The organism is Chlorobaculum thiosulfatiphilum, from assembly GCF_006265165.1.
GTDB lineage: Bacteria > Bacteroidota > Chlorobiia > Chlorobiales > Chlorobiaceae > Chlorobaculum > Chlorobaculum thiosulfatiphilum.
In genome coordinates, this window is the sequence record NZ_VDCH01000015.1 from 40,881 (window position 1) to 56,977 (window position 16,097).

Genomic DNA, 16,097 nt, shown 5'->3' on the forward strand with positions numbered 1-16,097 from the left:
CAATTTCGACCAACCGAAACACATCGACTCCGGCAGTGAAACCCAGGACAGATGAAATCAAACTGAGAATATCTTAAAAAAATTTGGACTTTTCCGTTAACTGTCTAAAAAAAACCTCTCCACTACGAGAGAACTTCGAGATTTCCCTGCAACTTCAGCACCAGCGAGCGCGACTCTTCCAGCTTCTCCTGCTCCTTGGCAACGACCTCAGCGGGCGCATTGGCCACGAAGCCCTGATTGGAGAGTTTTTTCTGGAGTGATTCGATGTAGGCGGTCACTTTGGCGATCTCTTTTTGCAGGCGGAGTTTTTCTTTATCGAAAGATATTAACCCTTCCAGCCTGATAAAAAGTTCATTGCCGTTAACCACCGAAGCCGCTGAATGGGCGGGCCTTTCGATGCTTTCGCCAAGCTCGGCCTCGCACCGGGTCAGGGCCGGGAAAATCGCCTTGCCGGCTTCGAGCGCGGCGAGCGCTTCGCCGGAAGCGGCGCGGATGACGGCACGGGCGCGCAGGTCGTGCGGCACGTTGAAGGCCGATCGGAGGCTGCGGATTTCCGACACCATGTTGCGCACCAGGTCGAACGCGGCGGCATCCTCCGCCGTCCACGTGGCGTCGGCTTGCGGCATCGCCTCTTTGGCGATGGTCTCTTCGGTGCCACGCGGCGCGATGGCGTGCCAGATTTCGTCGGTGATGAACGGCATCACCGGATGCAGCGCCTTGAGCACCCCTTCGAGCACCGAGACGGCCAGGCACACCGCGTGGCGCGAACGCTCCGCCGAAGCGTCGCCCGCAAGCTCGCTCTTGAGCGCCTCGACGTACCAGTCGCAGTAGTCGCCCCAGAAGAACTCGTGCACGATCTTCACCATGTCGTTCACCTTGAAATTCACCATCGCCTGGTGGTAGCGTTCGAGCATGGCGTTGTAGCGCGACAGAAGCCAGAGTCCGGCGGTGGACAGCAACTCGCGCTGCGGCGTGAAACCGGCGAAGGCTTCGACGAACTCCTCGCGCGTCGAGAAGAGCTTTTCGCGCTGCATGAAGACGAAGCGCGAAGCGTTCCAGATTTTGGTGGCGAAGTTGCGGCCCAGCTCGCACTTCTCCTCGCCAAAGAGCACATCCTGCCCCAGCGGGGCGATATAGACGATCGTGAAGCGCAGGGCGTCGGTGCCGTAGGCGTCGATCACCTTGAGCGGGTCGGGCGAGTTTCCGAGCGACTTGGAGAGCTTGCGCCCCTTCATGTCGCGAATGATGCTGGTGAAATAGACGTCGCGGAACGGAACGTCGCCCTTGAAGTGCAGCCCGGCCATGATCATGCGGGCCACCCAGAAGAAGATGATGTCCGGGCCGGTCACCAGCGTGTCGGTCGGGTAAAACGCGCGGAGATCGTCGTTGTCGCTGTGCGGCCCCGTCCAGCCGAGGGTGGTCAGCGGCCAGAGCCACGAGGAGAACCAGGTGTCGAGCACATCCTCGTCCTGCGCGAGCTTGTCGGTGCCCGCCAGGTGACACGCCTCGTCGTATGACGAAGCGACCCAGACGTTGCCCTTGTCGTCGTACCAGGCCGGAATGCGGTGGCCCCACCAGAGCTGGCGCGAGATGCACCAGTCCTGGATGTTCTCCATCCAGTGGCGATAGGTACTGATCCAGTGTTCCGGGTGGAAACGAATCTGGCCGTCGTTGACCGCCTTGAGCGCCGGTTCGGCGAGCGGCTGCATTTTGACGAACCACTGCTCGGAAAGGTAAGGCTCGACCACCACGTCGGCGCGTTCCGAGTAGCCCACGTTGTGCTCGTAGTCCTCGACCTTGACGAGATGACCCAGCTCTTCGAGATCGGCGATGATCTTCTCCCGCGCGTCGAAGCGATCCATACCCGCGTAGCCGCACTCGTCGGTCATGCGGGCATCCTTGCCAATCACCGAGAAGGTCGGCAGATTGTGGCGTTTTGCCACCTCGTAGTCGTTCGGATCGTGCGCCGGAGTGATCTTCAAGGCGCCGGTACCGAACTCGATATCGACGTAGTCATCGGCGATGACCGGCACGTGGCGTCCGGCAATCGGCACGACGACCAGCTCGCCGATGAGGTCGGCATAGCGCTCGTCGTTCGGATTGACCGCGATGGCCACGTCGGCCAGAATCGTCTCCGGGCGCACGGTGGCGATGGTGATCGAGCGCGACGGATCCTTGGCGAGCGGATAGCTCACATAGACCAGTTGGTCGCGGCGCGACTTCATGATGACCTCTTCGTCCGAAAGCGCCGTCTGCGACACCGGGCACCAGTTGATGATGCGGCGTCCGCGATAGATCAGCCCCTCGCGGTAGAGCGCCACGAAGGTGTTGATAACCGCCTCCGAGGCGCGTTCGTCCATCGTAAACAGGTTGCGCCGCCAGTCGCAGGAGATGCCGAGCTTGCGGAGCTGGCGCAGAATCAGGCCGCCGTACTCCTCGCGCCACTCCCACACCTTGCCGAGAAAGTCACGGCGTCCGAGATCGTGGCGGGTGAGGCCCTCCGTGCGCAGCCGCTTCTCCACCACCGTCTGCGTCGCAATGCCCGCGTGGTCGGTGCCGGGCAGCCAGAGCGCCTCCTTGCCGCTCATGCGGGCGTGGCGGATGAAGATGTCCTGGAGCGTGTGGTTCAGCACGTGGCCCAGCGTCAGGCTGCCGGTCACGTTCGGCGGCGGCATCAGCACGGTGTAGGGCGTCGCGCCATCTTCGAGCACCCGCGAGTGTTCGGCATGGAACGCGCCGAGCGCCTCCCAGTGCGCGCTTCTCCAGCGCTCCTCTACTTCGTGGTGGTTGTATGTTTTATCGAGATTCTGCGCGGAATGGTCACTCATGAGTCTGGTTGAAAGCAAAATTGGAGGTTACGAACGCCCCGGCGAAGAGGCGTCCGAAAGTCGTTATTTCCCGATCTGTCCGATCTGTCTCAATCCTGTTTGGCAGGAGCGGGACGCTTTTCGAAAATCTGGTCGATCAGGCCGTACGCTTTGGCCTCGGCGGCGTCCATCCAGCGGTCGCGTTCCGAGTCTTCGCGGATTTTCGTCACATCCTGACCGGTATGTTTGGCGAGCAGATCTTCGAGCAGGTGGCGGATTTTTTCGATCTCGCGGGCCTGGATGAGAATGTCGGTCTCCTGACCCTGCGCTCCGCCCGAAGGCTGATGAATCATGATGCGCGAGTGCGGCAGCGAAGCCCGCTTGCCGGTCGTTCCGCTGGCGAGCAGGAACGCGCCCATGCTGGCCGCCATGCCGACGCACACCGTCGAGATGTCGGGGCGGATGTACTGCATCGTATCGTAGATGCCGAGGCCCGCCGAGACGCTTCCGCCAGGCGAGTTGATGTAGATGTAGATGTCGCGCTCCGGGTCTTCCGATTCAAGGAAGATGAGCTGCGCCATGATCAGACCGGCCACATGCTCGTCGATGGGAGAGCCGAGGAAGATGATGCGCTCCCGCAGAAGGCGGGAAAAGATGTCGAACGCGCGTTCGCCGCGTCCCGAAGTCTCGATCACCATCGGCACGAGCTGGCTCTGAATGCTGTTTTCAATCGCTCCGGAGTAGAGCTTTTTGGCGTGATGGTCGAAACCGAAATTGATATTTGCCATGTGCTTGAACTTTTTTGTTGTTGCCCGGCGAAATATACGCTCAAATTCCGCAGAGTGGTGCAATGAACACCTAAAATACAGAGACGAAACAAGAATTCCAGAAATCCGGTTCCGTTTCCTTAAATTATTCACAGCGGTACGCCGTCTGAGTTACTTTTCCTTTGATTTGATATATTTGCGGCTTCCCAATATCCTCAAGACCACCAGACCGCCATGCAGGTACGCCTCATCTCCGTCACCAATCCGATCATCGAAATCGACAACAGCCAGCTCACGCCTGAAGGACTCATCGCCTACTGCGCGCGGGTTTCGAGTCCGAACCAGGAGACGCCCGACTACGAAAAGCTGCTCTCCTACTGTATCCAAAACAAACACTGGAGCGTCTTCGAAATGGTTGACATGACGGTCGAGATCACCACCTCCCGCGCCATCTCACCGCAGATTCTCCGCCACCGCAGCTTCTGCTTCCAGGAATTTTCACAACGCTACGCCAAAGCGCAAACCACCGAAAAGTACCAGCCGAGACGGCAGGACACGAAAAACCGGCAGAACTCGCTCGACGACCTCGACGAGGCAACCGTGAAATGGTTTGACGAAGCGCAGGACAAGGTGGCGCGGTTCGCGTTCGAGAGTTACGAAGAGGCGCTGGAAAAAGGCATCGCCAAGGAGTGCGCCCGTGTGCTGCTGCCGCTCGGCACCCAGACCCGGCTCTACATGAAAGGCTCCGTGCGGAGCTGGATTCACTACCTCGAAGTCCGCACCGACCCCGCCACCCAGAAAGAGCACCGCGACATCGCCGAAGCGGTACAGGCGATTTTCACCGAGCAGTTCCCCGTGACAAGTGCTGCTTTAGGCTGGAAAATCAATTGATAATGGATAATTAACAATTGAAATTGTAAAGGGCGGTTCGCGAGCCGCCCCTACAAAAAGAATTATCTTTCTCCTATTCGTCCCATTCGTCCTATAAGTCCTCTTCTTTCTTCTTCACCTCATGTGCCCGAGCAGCTTGATGAGCTGCGAGCGCAAATCCTTGCGGTGCACGATCGTGTCCACGAAGCCGTGCTCCTTGAGGAACTCCGCTCGCTGGAACCCTTCGGGCAGGTCGCGCTTGATGGTGTCGCGGATGACGCGCGGGCCGGCGAAGCCGATGAGCGCTTTCGGCTCGCTGAGGTTCAGGTCGCCGAGCATGGCGAAGGAGGCGCTGATGCCGCCCATCGTGGGATCGGTCATGAGCGAGATGAACGGTATGCCACGCTCGCCGAGACGGGTGAGCCGCGCCGAGGTCTTGGCCATCTGCATGAGGCTGAAGGCCCCCTCCATCATGCGCGCCCCACCGGACTGCGAAATCACGATGAGCGGCGCATTCAGCTCCACGCTCCTGTCGGCGGCGCGGGCGATCTTTTCACCGACCACCGAACCCATCGAGCCGCCGATGAAGCCGAAATCCATCGCCGAAACGACCAGCGGCGATCCATCCAGGACGCCGGTGGCGTTCCGGCACGCCTCGCTTTTGCCAGATTTTGCAATCGTGTCTCGAACGCGCTGGGGATAGTTTTTCGTATCGACGAACCCGAGCGGATCGGCTGCCCTGAGCTGGCCGTCAAACTCCTCCCACTTTCCGCCGTCAAACAAAAACGAAAAATAGAGAACCGGTGAGATGCGGAAATGAAAACCGCAATCCGGACAGGTGTAGAGATGGTCTTCGAGCTGTTTTTTGTGCAGGGCCGCCCCGCATGAGTCGCATTTCGACCACAACCCCTCAGGGGTGTCGCGTTTATCCGTCGTTCGTATCGAAGGATTCGCCCGTTTGAACCAGACCATTTTTATTATTATCTCTAAAGAGTTTACATTGGAATTCAAGATATAAACTCGACACGATTTCCCAAAAACAGGCTGTGCCCGGAGTCCCCTGTGAACCGCAAACACCAGCAGCTTCTGCATCTTTCACACTTCCGAACATCGATAAAGCTGGCGCTTATGCTCCCGATCGCCGCTCTGGCGATACTGCCGCTCCATGAGGCTCGAGCCGCGACCATCGTCTTGCCCGACACCCTCGCCACGCCAAATCATCGTTACGAAATCATGCCGGCGATGCGTCCGCTCCGCAAAACCGTCGGGCTGGCCTTGTCGGGCGGCGGCGCGAATGGCATCACCCAGATCGGCGTACTCAGGGCGCTGGAGGAGGAGAACGTGCCCATCGACTTCATCGCGGGCACCAGCATGGGTGCGCTGGTCGGCGGGCTGTACAGCTCGGGCTACACCGCGCGAGAACTTGAATCGCTCGCCTTTTGCCTCCCCTGGCAGAAGCTTGTGTCTCTCAATAATGACGCGCCCAGAACCAACACCTGGCTCGAACAGAAAAACATCCGCGACCGCGCCTCGATCGCCATCCGCTTCGAAAAGTTCAAGCTGATCGTGCCAAAATCGCTGAGCGCGGCCCAGACGCTCACCCGAACCATCGACCTGCTGATCCTGAACGCGCCCTATCATACCGGCCACTCGTTTTCAGACCTGCCGGTACAGTTCCGCGCCGTCACCACCGATCTGATTTCGGGACGCCGGATCACACTGGACTCGGGGCCGCTGTCGGAAGCGATGCGAGCCAGCGGCACCATTCCGATTCTCTACCAGCCAATCGAGCGAAACGGCCGACAGCTCGCCGACGGCGGTCTGGTGGCCAACCTGCCCGTCGATGAGCTTGACAAATTCGATGCGGGCTACAAGGTGGCCGTTGACACGCACGGCAGAATGTACACCGCCAGCAGCGAAATCGACGCGCCGTGGAAAGCTGCCGACCAGGCGATGAGCATCCTGACCCAGGTACAGTACCCGCAGCAGCTCGAAAAAGCTGACATGGTGATCACCCCCGACATCGACAACCACAAGGCGACCGACTTTTCCGACATTCGCCAGATGATCGCCGCCGGATACGCCAAAGGGCGCCTGCTCGCGCCGGTCATCAAACGCAACATCCAGCTCGCCCCGCGAAACGACATCGACATTACCGGATTCAGCAAAAGCATCGAGGGCCTCCCGGACTCTGCCGGTTATATCGAGCAGTCGAGAATGGCAAAAGCCATCGTCCGCAGCGAAACCCGCGTCAAAAAAATTCTGAACGCACTGCTCGAAACCGGCCTCTTCACGCGGGTTCATGCCCGGCTCGACCGGCGAACGAAAAGCGTGGCATTCGTGCTCGAACCGCTGCCGAGGATCGAGAAGATCGAGGTGACGGGCGGCCCCGCCAGCGCCGTTCCGGCAAAAGAGATCGAGAGCGCATTCCTGCCCGTGACCGGAAAACTCTACACCGGCGAGGTGGCGACCCGCTCGCTCGAAAAGCTGATCCGGCTCTACCGCGACAAGGGCTACTGCCTTGTGGAGATCGAGAGCGCCTCGGTAGCCGGAACGGCGCTCACGGTTCACCTCACTTCGGGCAAGATCGAGAATGTGGAGATCGAGCAAGACAGAAAGCTCACCAAGCCATTGACCGTGCGGCGGGAAATGGCTATCGACTCCACCAGGGCGTTCCGGTACGCGGATGCCGAAAAAACGATCGACAATCTCTACGGCACGGGCGTCTTCAACCGGGTCTCGCTGAGCACGGAAAGCCCCGGCGAGCAGGCAAAAAGCGGCGACGGCGCACTCCTCGTCCGGCTCGACGAAAAGCTGCCCTCGGTGCTGCGCATCGGTGTGCGCTACGACGACACCTCGAATGCCCAACTGCTGCTCGACTTCAGGAACGAAAACCTCTATGGCACGGGAAACTCCGCCGGTGGCTGGGTCAAAATCGGGCCGAAGAACAACCGCTTCAATCTCGAATTCAGTATGCCGCGAATCGGAAAAACGCCACTGACCATGTTCACGCGAGCCTTTTTCGACCAGCGCGATTTCGAAACGCGCCAGCTCGCGCTCATCGGGCAATCGGGCTTGCAGGCGACGGGCCAGGCCCGCTCGCTCGGCATCCAGCGGTACGGCATCACGACCTCGTTCGGCACCCGAATCAGCAAGAACGGCCGTCTGATGGCGGACGTCACCGCGCAGAACGCGCAGTCGTACATGAGGGACAATATCGACGAGCCATTCGCCACCGGAAACCTCACGCTGGCGTCCATCGGCGGTCAGTTCACCTTCGACAACCGCGACAGTTCGTTCCTGCCCTCAGGCGGTCGATATACCAACATCCGGTACAGCTCGACCTCCGGACTTTCCGGCGATCTGGACAATTTCTGGCAACTGGCGGCGACGCACGAAGAAAACTTCTCCATCGGATCGAGCATCACGCTCCAGTTGACGGCCTTGGCCGGAACCAGCAGCGAGGAGGTTCCGCTCACCGAGAAATTCTTCCTCGGCGGAACGGGCAACCCGTACAGCTACCGCTTCATCGGGTTGAAAGACAGCGACCTCGTCGGCAACAACATCGCCGTGGCCGGAGCGATGCTGCGGTACCGGTCGCCGGTGCAGCTCTTTTTCCCGACTTCGTTCACCCTGTCGTACAACATCGGCAATGTCTGGGAGCGGCGCGCGCAGATGTCGATCAGCAAGCTGATCCAGGGAGTGGGCGCGGGGCTGGTTTGGGATACGCCGATCGGCCCGGCGCAGTTCACCGTCGCCAAGCCGTTCGCTTTTGAACGCGAAGAGGTCAAGGATGCCGCCCAGATCGACTTTACCGATACCCTGTTCTATTTCAGCCTGGGTCACGACTTTTAACTTTATCTGAAACCATATATCGACACCTTTTGACGACAAGCATCAAACCGCGGAAACCACATATTCTGGTCAGTAACGACGATGGCATCGAAGGACCCGGCCTGCATGCGCTCGTCGCCTCGATGAAAAAGCTCGGCTCCGTGACCGTGGTCGCGCCTGCCGAACACCAGAGCGGCAAGGGCCACGCCATGACCCTCGGCGAGCCGTTGCGCATCAGGAAGTACCAGAAAAACAACCGCTTTTTCGGCTATACCGTCTCCGGTACGCCGGTCGATTGCATCAAGGTGGCGCTGAGCCACATCCTCGACGAGAAGCCCGATCTGATCGTTTCGGGCATAAACTACGGCAGCAACACGGCCATGAACAGCCTCTACTCCGGCACCGTGGCCGCCGCGCGTGAAGGGGCGATCCAGAAGGTGCCGTCGCTGGCCTTTTCGCTGACCACCTACGAGAACGCCGACTTCACCTACGCCGCCAAATTCGCCCGGCAACTGGCCCGCGAAGCGCTCAGGCGGGGACTGCCGCCCGACACCATCCTGTCGGCCAACATCCCCAACGTGCCCGAAAAGGAGATTCGCGGCGTCCTCTGCACCCGGCAGGGGCGGTCGCGCTGGGAGGAGTCGGCCATCGAGCGGCACGACATGTACGGCAATCCGTACTACTGGCTCGCAGGCTCGCTCCAGCTTCACGACGAAGGGCTTGCGGAGGACGAATACGCCGTGCGGCACAACTACGTGGCTGTTACGCCGATTGCCTGTGACATGACCGACCATCGCTTCCGGAGCGAACTCGAAACCTGGGGCCTCCAGAACACCATCAAGAAATAAAGCGCGTGAACACCTTCCTCATCGATTACCAGCACATCCAGACGCCCAAAAAGGGCTTTTCCCGCCTCTTCTGCGACTACGCCTCCGAAAGCGAGGCTCGCGCGAAACTGCTGGCGGAATGCTTCCATCTCGACTACCGCAAGGATGCCGACTACTATCGGCGCCTCGGCCTCCTGGCGTCGCGCAACTTCAGGCGGGAGGCGCTGGTGGAACTCTTGTCTGACCAGAACCGGATGTTCGGCGGCTCGGAGCGACAGCAACGGGAGATCGAAAAGCTGCGCTCGCCTCGCTGCATGGCGATCGTCACCGGCCAGCAGACCGGCCTCTTCACCGGCCCGCTCTACACGATCTACAAGGCGCTGAGTGCCGTGGTGGTCGCCCGCAAGCAGAAGGAGCTGTTCCCGGAGTACGACTTCGTGCCGGTGTTCTGGATCGAAAGCGAGGATCACGATTTCGACGAGGCCTCCTCAACCGTGCTCTTCTCCGGCGGCGGACTGGAGCGGATCACGGCGGAGGGAGCGCACCGCCAGCCCGACCAGATGGCCGGAGCCACCCTGCTCGGCGCGAGCATCGGCGAGACCTTGCAGAAGTTCCTCGATCTGTTGCCCGAGACGGAGTTCAAGCCTGAGATCGCCGAACTGCTCCGCGCCTGCTACGAACCGGGCGTCACCTTCGAAATCGCCTTCGCCAGCACGATGAACCGGCTCTTCCGGGAGCACCCGCTGATTCTGCTATCGCCGCAGGACTCGCGCTTCAAGCGACTGGCCTCTGAGGTGCTCTGCCGCGAGATCGAAACCGCGCCCGCCTCGTCGTACGAGGTGGTGGCGCAAAGCTCGATTCTCGAATCGATGGGCTACCCGGCGCAGACCAAGCCGCGCCCGGTCAACCTCTTCTACCTCAACCAGCTCGGCCAGCGGCTCAAAATCGAGCAGCCCTCGCCCGACAACTTCCTCGTTTTGCCCGACCGGCAGCGCTACACGCGCCATCAACTGATGGAAATCTGTCAGGATCACCCCGAAAAATTCAGCCCGAACGTCATCCTCCGGCCAATCGTGCAGGACGCCGTGCTCCCCACCTTCGCCTACATCGGCGGCCCCGGCGAAATCAGCTACATGGCGCAGTTCCGCAAGGCCTACGAGCACTTCGGCCTCGCCATGCCCTTCGTCATTCCGCGCGGCAGCTTCACGCTGGTCGAGCCGAAAATCGCCCGCACGATGGACAAGGTGCTCAAAGCGAGCGGAAGACCGAGCTTCTCGCGGCGGCAGGTCTATGAAGCGGTGTTCGAAAATGTGCAGGAGCTGCGCAAATCGATGGTTTCCGGCGGTGACAGCGTGGACATTGACGCCTTGTTCGGGCAGGTGGAGTCGGAGGTCGCCCGGTCACTCTCGACACTCGAACCGGCGCTCGTGAAAATGGATCCGACCTTGCAGGCAGCGCTGGCCGCCTCGTCGGGCCAGATAGCCAAGATCATCGGAACCATCAGGGAGAAAACATATCGCGCGGGCCGCCGGAAACACGACGAGCTTTTCCAGCAGCTCGACAAGGCGGAGCTGAACCTCTTCCCCGAAGGCAAGCCGCAGGAACGAAGCATCAACATCTTCCACTACCTCAACAAATACGGCCCCACGCTGATCGGCGAACTGGCGAAGGTGCTGCAAGGCTACTCGACAGAGTCGCATTTGATCGTGGAATTGTGAAGCAAAGAACTTCAAGGACGAAAACGACAAAAGGGACAATGAAGATTTTCTGATCCTCTTTGTCCCTTCAGTCCCTGATGTCCTTTAAGTCCCTTGCTATTCCCCGCCTCACCCCGAATAGGTGTGTACGCTGTTCTGCGCCGAGGGGAGGTAGTTCACGCCGAACCAGCAAACGAGCAGCACGAAGAACGACAGGCCGAGGTACCACTGGAGCTTGCGCGGGTCGGTCTTCCGAGCCACGAGGTGCAGGTAGCCGAGGTAGGCCAGCCACGAAATGAAGGCCCAGGTCTCCTTTGGATCCCACGTCCAGTAGTGTCCCCACGCCTCCTTGGCCCAGAGCGCGCCGAAGATCAGGCCGAAGGTGAGCAGGACGAAGCCGAGCAGGGCGAGATAGTGCGACATCGACTCCCCCTTCTCCGAGCGCCTGCCGCGGAAGTTCTGGATCACGTTGTGCCAGCCGGAGACCGCCGAGGCCGCCAGCAGCACGTAGCCTACCAGATAGACCACGACGTGGGGCACGAACCACGGACTCTGCAACGCAGGCATGAGCGCCTTCTCAAAGACGTCGGGGTGCAGGTAGTTAATGCCGAGAAACACCGTCGCCAGCCCCATGCAGTAGTACTTGAGCCAGCCGATCTTGTAGCGATATTCGACCAGAAAACCGACGACGGGAATGAGCATCGCGTACCAGAGCCTCGTTTCGCCAAGCGTACGGAGCGGCGGACGTTCCAGCGCGATCCAGTAGGAGGTGAGGAACCACGCAAGCACGAGAGTGCCGGAGAGCATGAAAAGCCAGGAGAGCGAGCCGAAAATTCTGGAGTTTTTCGCCGGAATCTGCAAAAGGCTGCCCGCCGCCCAGCACACGACCGCCGCGAGCGCTATTGCCGGAAATTCGACCAGGGTCATGCCGCCTCCATCTTTTTAACGCCTTTCCAGAAAAACAGCACGTTACCCGCCATGATCATGAAAAATCCCACATAAACCGCTGGCAGCCACGGGTCTCTCACCGCCTCGACAAGGCTCAGCGTTGACCAGCGTCCGGCGCTCTCGTCGTAGCCCGACTGGTAAAGCTTCCATCCGTAAAAATCGACCGGCTTGTTCACTTCGAGCGTTTCCGTTTTCCGCTCGCCGCCAGCGCCGATCAGCGTGACGTCCGACCGGAACGCCTTGGGCGCGCCATCGGCCATCACGATGAAATAGTTGCCCATCGGAACGAAGAGCGGCTTGAGCTGAGGCCCGCCGGAGCTGATCCAGTGATCGGAAACCTTGCCGTTTTCATCGATCCTCACCCTGGCGAAAGCCACCCCTTTCTTGCCGTCAACCGCCACCGGTACGCCATTCGCGCCGGGCATCGCACTCGGCAGATAATCGAGCACCGTCACCGAACCGATGCCCGTCCACTCGACCTTGACTCCTTTGCCGATCTCGGGAACGAGCTTCGATTTCGGCTCGACGAGCCGGTCGTGCTCGGGATCGTAAAGGGCGAACTTGGGCGCATACTGTTCGATCTGGAAATCTTTCAGGTAGATGGAAAAGGGAAGATGAATCGCCTTCTCGGATTCACGATTGTACGCCACATCGCTCGCCTTGCCTTCGTAGAGCGGCACTACCAGACGTTCGAGCTGCGTGGCGCCGAGCAAGCCGCAGGAGAGCGCGATCCAGAATCCGCCGTGAAACAGCATGAACTGAAGGTTGGCCACTTTGAACGGAATAGTCTTCCAGACCAGCGCGAGGCCGAGATTGAAGAGAAAAAGCAGCGTGACCAGCGCGAACGGCCAGCTCGAAAACATGCCGTTCAGCCGCAGCATCGCCACCATCGAGCCGGGCGGAAACTTGTTCTGGGGCAGAACGCCGCCAACGAGCGAGAGCAGCGCCAGGCCGACAATCAGACTCAGCCCCAGCGGAATACCGCCGAGCCAAGCCACCAGCGGATGCTCCCTGAACATCAGGCCGACGACCAAAATCAGTCCGCCGAAAAGAAGCAGGAAAACAAGATTGAAGGGCCAGCCCGGAATGTCGATCCCGGCGCCCGACGAGAGCAACTCGATGCCCAGTCCGGCCAGAATGGCCACTAAAGTAAAAAGCGCCGCCTCCATGAAACCGGTGGGCGCTGAACCGGCGATTACAGAATTCTTACTTCCAGACATATATACTTAACCTGCTGTTCCATCTCCACAACTGCCACCGCTAACTTCCACATCGTCTTTCTTCAGTATCTGACAACACTTGCAAACAAGAGTATATAACTCCGGCCCGGCAGCGCCTTCGCGGAGCTTGTCCACGGCATTGCGAATCTCCTGCTTGTAAACGCGCGATTTGATATTCTGCCCGCCACGCTTTTTGTGCAGATACTGGGAAACGGCTGCCGGAGTGACGCCGAGCATCTTGGCGGCGTTCGACTGGGTCATGCCGGTTTTGACCAGCTCCTTGGCAAGATCCGCCCTGATCTGGGGCAGATAATACCATACAGCTTTTTCACATGGAAAAATCATCGATAACTTGTTTTCTTGATGGTGTTGATACAGGCGCGAACCAGTTCCGGGCAATGCTAACCCTGGCTTCCGGCAAAAAACACCTGTTTGCCGTAATGTATGACAAAATCCGTTAACCTTGTTACCACTCCGTAACTCTCAGATTTTTCAATGGCTGCGAACAAAATGAATAACAAGAGCGGCATCGTCGCCGGCTGGATCATCATCGTCCTTATTCTGATCCAGTTCATCCCGCTGGATCGAGTCGGGCATCCGTCGAAACCGCCCGCCAGCATTCCCGCGAGCGTGCTTGCCCCTCTCGAAGCGCACTGCTTCGCCTGCCACTCTTCTCAGACCCGGTGGCCCCGAAGCGCTTACGTCGCGCCGCTCTCGTGGTACGTTACCGGCAAAGTCCGGCAGGCCCGCGAAGCCGTGGACTTTACGAACTTCGACGCGCTCCCGGAACCGGCTCGCCGCAAGATCGAAAAAGCGGCGTCCCGACTCGCCGGATCGGCTGACCTGGCAAAACACGGCGCGATTCCGGGATTTCCGCCGATCAGGATGACTGAAAGCGAACGACGAGCACTGGCCGAATGGGCGACGAATAACAATCGTGAATGAAATAACACGATAAACAATTCATCGCATTGATAAAAGTATGCGATGCCGAAAATTTTTACCCCGTTAAAAAAATCCGCCTCAGGATTGGAAAGCGATCCGGTACGCAAACGGCTAACGCATTGCCAGACTAAAAATTGATACTATACCCTTCGGGATAGAAGTTCAGGATGAGGTCGATGACCTTGGCCGGATCATCCTCGATGAAGATGAAGTCGAGATCGGTTTCGGCGATGAATCCGTTCTCTTCGAGCATCCGCTTCCGGATCCAGGCGTACAGGTCGCCCCAGTACTCCGAACCCATCATGATCACCGGAAATTTCTGGCTCTTGCCGGTCTGGATCAGGGTGATCGCCTCCGACAGCTCGTCGAGCGTACCGAAGCCACCGGGAAGGACGATGAAGGCTTGCGAGTATTTGAGGAACATCACCTTGCGCACGAAAAAGTACTCGAAGGTGACGAGCTTGTCGTAATCGATGTAGGGGTTTGGGCGCTGCTGGTTGGGCAGCTTGATGTTGAAGCCGATCGACGCGCCGCCTTTGCTTTGCGCCCCTTTGTTGGCCGCCTCCATCGCGCCGGGGCCGCCGCCGGTTATCACGGCGAAACCGGAGTCGGCAAGCAGCTTGCCCATCGTTTCGCCAAGCTGGTACTCTGGGTCGCCCGGTCTGACTCTCGTGGAACCGAAGACCGAAACCGCAGGCCCGACAGCCGACATGATCTCGAATCCGTTGACGAATTCGGCCATGATCTTGAAGACGCGCCAGCCGTCGGCCATGAACTCGCTGCCCGGCAGAAGCGCCATCTCTTTTGCAGGTCTGCATTGCGGCGGCTCGGAAGCCCAACCCGGCTTGTCGCGTTCACGTCCTTCCATGCGGCGATCAGAGTTCGAGGAAGTTCTTGATGAGGTCGTGCCCGACGGAGGTCATGATCGATTCGGGATGGAACTGCACACCGTACAGGCCGAGCGCCTTCGAGTCGAAGGCCATGATGATGCCGTCCTCCGTCCACGCGCGGATTTCGAGCGCCGCCGGAAGCGTTTCGCGCTCCACGATCAGCGAGTGGTAGCGGGTGGCGGTGAAGGGGTTCGGGATGTTGCGGAACATCCCCTGCCCGTCGTGGAAGACTTCGGAGGTCTTGCCGTGCATGATCTGCCCGGCGCGAACGACCTTGCCGCCAAGCGCCTCGCCGATGGCCTGATGGCCGAGGCAGACGCCAAGCAGCGGAATCTTGCCTTTGACGACGTCGATAAGCGCAATAGAGATTCCAGCGTCGGCGGGCGTTCCCGGCCCGGGAGAGATGACGATCTTCTCCGGCTTCAGCGCAAGAGCCTGTTCGACGGTAAGTTCGTCGTTCCGGTACACCGCGACTTCGGCTCCGAGTTCGCCGATGTACTGGACAAGGTTGTAAGTAAACGAGTCGTAATTGTCTATAACAAGAATCATGAGAGCACGTAAACCACTAATTTTCAAAGACTTAAAAGAATTTCTTCCAGATGCCCGCCGCATCGGCATTCGTCGGCACCGCTGGCGGACTTCAAGGCGCAATATAGTTCCGTTTAGGCTCGAAACTCAAATGTGTTGTTTGGGTTGTGGTTAGGGGAAGTGGATGGAGTTGGATTGATGAGCGATTTATGGGAGGGGATAGACGGAAGAACATGCGAGGATGCGCAGACGGATTACATGGCTGAGCTAAGCCATCTGAACTTTAAACTGTGAAGGTACGTGAAGCACGGCAAAAAGAGTCATATTTCGATTTCATAAAATGGTTTATTGAGAGATATATCAATTTCCTTTTGTTTAATCACTTGAGAATCCCGTAATATTCTCAACACAAGAGTATTTTCTAAATATTCTTTTTTGAAATCAAAAGACCAATAACCCTTCTTATCAGTTAAACAAATTACCTCAGACGCTTCAACCTTATCATGATAAACGAGTTCCACTTTAATTTTTTCAAAATATTTAAAACATTTTTTATTTTCCCCTAATATATTACCGTATATCTTCTTTGCAAGAAGTTCATTGCTTGCTTTTTGCACTCTCTCCGCGAAAATCTCATACTGTCCATCAGGACAAAATAGAATTTCAGTCTCATCTATCAACGCACTCTTATTACTCCGGCCAATAAAGGTATCAATTCTTGGCATAGCGAACATTGGGATGATCAAACAGTTTTTCGACTTTGC

The 16,097-nt window shown here is 58.5% G+C and carries 14 protein-coding genes; 5 read left to right on the top strand and 9 right to left on the bottom strand.

Annotation, left to right across the window (positions count from 1 at the left end):
• Nucleotides 1–122: 122 nt before the first annotated feature.
• Both FGF66_RS07930 and clpP read right to left on the bottom strand, forming a co-directional pair.
• Nucleotides 123–2,828, bottom strand: coding sequence for a valine--tRNA ligase (locus FGF66_RS07930; protein ID WP_139457122.1), 2,706 nt, complete (start codon nucleotides 2,826–2,828; stop codon nucleotides 123–125).
• Between the two features lie 89 nt (nucleotides 2,829–2,917).
• Nucleotides 2,918–3,595: an ATP-dependent Clp endopeptidase proteolytic subunit ClpP gene (clpP, locus tag FGF66_RS07935; RefSeq protein WP_139457123.1), complete on the bottom strand. Its 678-nt coding sequence runs from the start codon at nucleotides 3,593–3,595 to the stop codon at nucleotides 2,918–2,920.
• Nucleotides 3,596–3,808: 213 nt separating this feature from the next.
• Between clpP and thyX the strand changes: the two genes are divergently transcribed.
• A complete protein-coding gene (gene thyX, locus FGF66_RS07940) occupies nucleotides 3,809–4,465 on the top strand; it encodes an FAD-dependent thymidylate synthase (protein WP_139457124.1) in 657 nt (218 codons plus the stop codon).
• Between the two features lie 114 nt (nucleotides 4,466–4,579).
• Here the strand turns inward: thyX and accD are convergent, their stop codons facing one another.
• Nucleotides 4,580–5,416: an acetyl-CoA carboxylase, carboxyltransferase subunit beta gene (accD, locus tag FGF66_RS07945; RefSeq protein WP_139457125.1), complete on the bottom strand. Its 837-nt coding sequence runs from the start codon at nucleotides 5,414–5,416 to the stop codon at nucleotides 4,580–4,582.
• Nucleotides 5,417–5,506: 90 nt separating this feature from the next.
• Here accD and FGF66_RS07950 point away from each other — a divergent pair, with 90 nt between their 5' ends.
• The 3 genes from FGF66_RS07950 to bshC are packed head-to-tail and all read left to right on the top strand — an operon-like array spanning nucleotide 5,507 to nucleotide 10,823.
• Nucleotides 5,507–8,299 (top strand): BamA/TamA family outer membrane protein, encoded by a 2,793-nt coding sequence (locus FGF66_RS07950; RefSeq protein ID WP_342779647.1) that lies wholly within the window; start codon nucleotides 5,507–5,509, stop codon nucleotides 8,297–8,299.
• Nucleotides 8,300–8,328: 29 nt separating this feature from the next.
• Nucleotides 8,329–9,126, top strand: coding sequence for a 5'/3'-nucleotidase SurE (surE, locus tag FGF66_RS07955; RefSeq protein ID WP_139457126.1), 798 nt, complete (start codon nucleotides 8,329–8,331; stop codon nucleotides 9,124–9,126).
• Between the two features lie 5 nt (nucleotides 9,127–9,131).
• A complete protein-coding gene (bshC, locus tag FGF66_RS07960) occupies nucleotides 9,132–10,823 on the top strand; it encodes a bacillithiol biosynthesis cysteine-adding enzyme BshC (protein ID WP_139457127.1) in 1,692 nt (563 codons plus the stop codon).
• 108 nt (nucleotides 10,824–10,931) lie between these two features.
• On the opposite strand, the gene FGF66_RS07965 is transcribed toward bshC, so the two are convergent.
• Genes FGF66_RS07965 through FGF66_RS07975 form a run of 3 tightly spaced genes read right to left on the bottom strand, consistent with a single transcriptional unit; the run spans nucleotide 10,932 to nucleotide 13,315 of the window.
• Nucleotides 10,932–11,729, bottom strand: a complete 798-nt coding sequence (locus FGF66_RS07965; RefSeq protein ID WP_139457128.1) for a cytochrome c biogenesis protein — start codon at nucleotides 11,727–11,729, stop codon at nucleotides 10,932–10,934.
• The gene (locus FGF66_RS07970; RefSeq protein ID WP_139457129.1) at nucleotides 11,726–12,970 is read right to left on the bottom strand and encodes a cytochrome c biogenesis protein ResB; all 1,245 of its coding nucleotides are present in this window, start codon (nucleotides 12,968–12,970) and stop codon (nucleotides 11,726–11,728) included. The genes FGF66_RS07965 and FGF66_RS07970 overlap by 4 nt, the downstream gene beginning before the upstream one ends.
• A 6-nt stretch (nucleotides 12,971–12,976) precedes the next feature.
• Nucleotides 12,977–13,315 carry a transcriptional regulator gene (locus FGF66_RS07975; RefSeq protein ID WP_139457130.1) on the bottom strand — a complete coding sequence of 113 codons (339 nt, stop codon included), beginning with the start codon at nucleotides 13,313–13,315 and terminating at the stop codon, nucleotides 12,977–12,979.
• A gap of 150 nt (nucleotides 13,316–13,465) precedes the next feature.
• Between FGF66_RS07975 and FGF66_RS07980 the strand changes: the two genes are divergently transcribed.
• A complete protein-coding gene (locus FGF66_RS07980; protein WP_246046630.1) occupies nucleotides 13,466–13,915 on the top strand; it encodes a heme-binding domain-containing protein in 450 nt (149 codons plus the stop codon).
• A 127-nt stretch (nucleotides 13,916–14,042) separates the two neighbouring features.
• Here the strand turns inward: FGF66_RS07980 and FGF66_RS07985 are convergent, their stop codons facing one another.
• From FGF66_RS07985 to FGF66_RS07995, 3 genes are all read right to left on the bottom strand, one after another.
• Nucleotides 14,043–14,714: an LOG family protein gene (locus tag FGF66_RS07985; protein WP_456236793.1), complete on the bottom strand. Its 672-nt coding sequence runs from the start codon at nucleotides 14,712–14,714 to the stop codon at nucleotides 14,043–14,045.
• A gap of 76 nt (nucleotides 14,715–14,790) precedes the next feature.
• Nucleotides 14,791–15,354, bottom strand: a complete 564-nt coding sequence (locus FGF66_RS07990) for an aminodeoxychorismate/anthranilate synthase component II (protein WP_139457132.1) — start codon at nucleotides 15,352–15,354, stop codon at nucleotides 14,791–14,793.
• Nucleotides 15,355–15,653: 299 nt separating this feature from the next.
• Nucleotides 15,654–16,097 (bottom strand): hypothetical protein (locus tag FGF66_RS07995; RefSeq protein WP_211341992.1); only part of this gene is annotated, 444 nt, incomplete at its 5' end.

Bases quoted from the DNA above. Each gene is read 5' to 3' on its own strand.
- clpP (WP_139457123.1), bottom strand. From the start codon at position 3,595: ATGGCAAATATCAATTTCGGTTTCGACCATCACGCCAAAAAGCTCTAC.
- FGF66_RS07965 (WP_139457128.1), bottom strand. From the start codon at position 11,729: ATGACCCTGGTCGAATTTCCGGCAATAGCGCTCGCGGCGGTCGTGTGC.
- thyX (WP_139457124.1), top strand. From the start codon at position 3,809: ATGCAGGTACGCCTCATCTCCGTCACCAATCCGATCATCGAAATCGAC.
- accD (WP_139457125.1), bottom strand. From the start codon at position 5,416: ATGGTCTGGTTCAAACGGGCGAATCCTTCGATACGAACGACGGATAAA.
- FGF66_RS07930 (WP_139457122.1), bottom strand. From the start codon at position 2,828: ATGAGTGACCATTCCGCGCAGAATCTCGATAAAACATACAACCACCAC.
- FGF66_RS07970 (WP_139457129.1), bottom strand. From the start codon at position 12,970: ATGTCTGGAAGTAAGAATTCTGTAATCGCCGGTTCAGCGCCCACCGGT.
- FGF66_RS07990 (WP_139457132.1), bottom strand. From the start codon at position 15,354: ATGATTCTTGTTATAGACAATTACGACTCGTTTACTTACAACCTTGTC.
- FGF66_RS07975 (WP_139457130.1), bottom strand. From the start codon at position 13,315: ATGATTTTTCCATGTGAAAAAGCTGTATGGTATTATCTGCCCCAGATC.
- FGF66_RS07985 (WP_456236793.1), bottom strand. From the start codon at position 14,714: ATGGCGCTTCTGCCGGGCAGCGAGTTCATGGCCGACGGCTGGCGCGTC.
- FGF66_RS07980 (WP_246046630.1), top strand. From the start codon at position 13,466: ATGGCTGCGAACAAAATGAATAACAAGAGCGGCATCGTCGCCGGCTGG.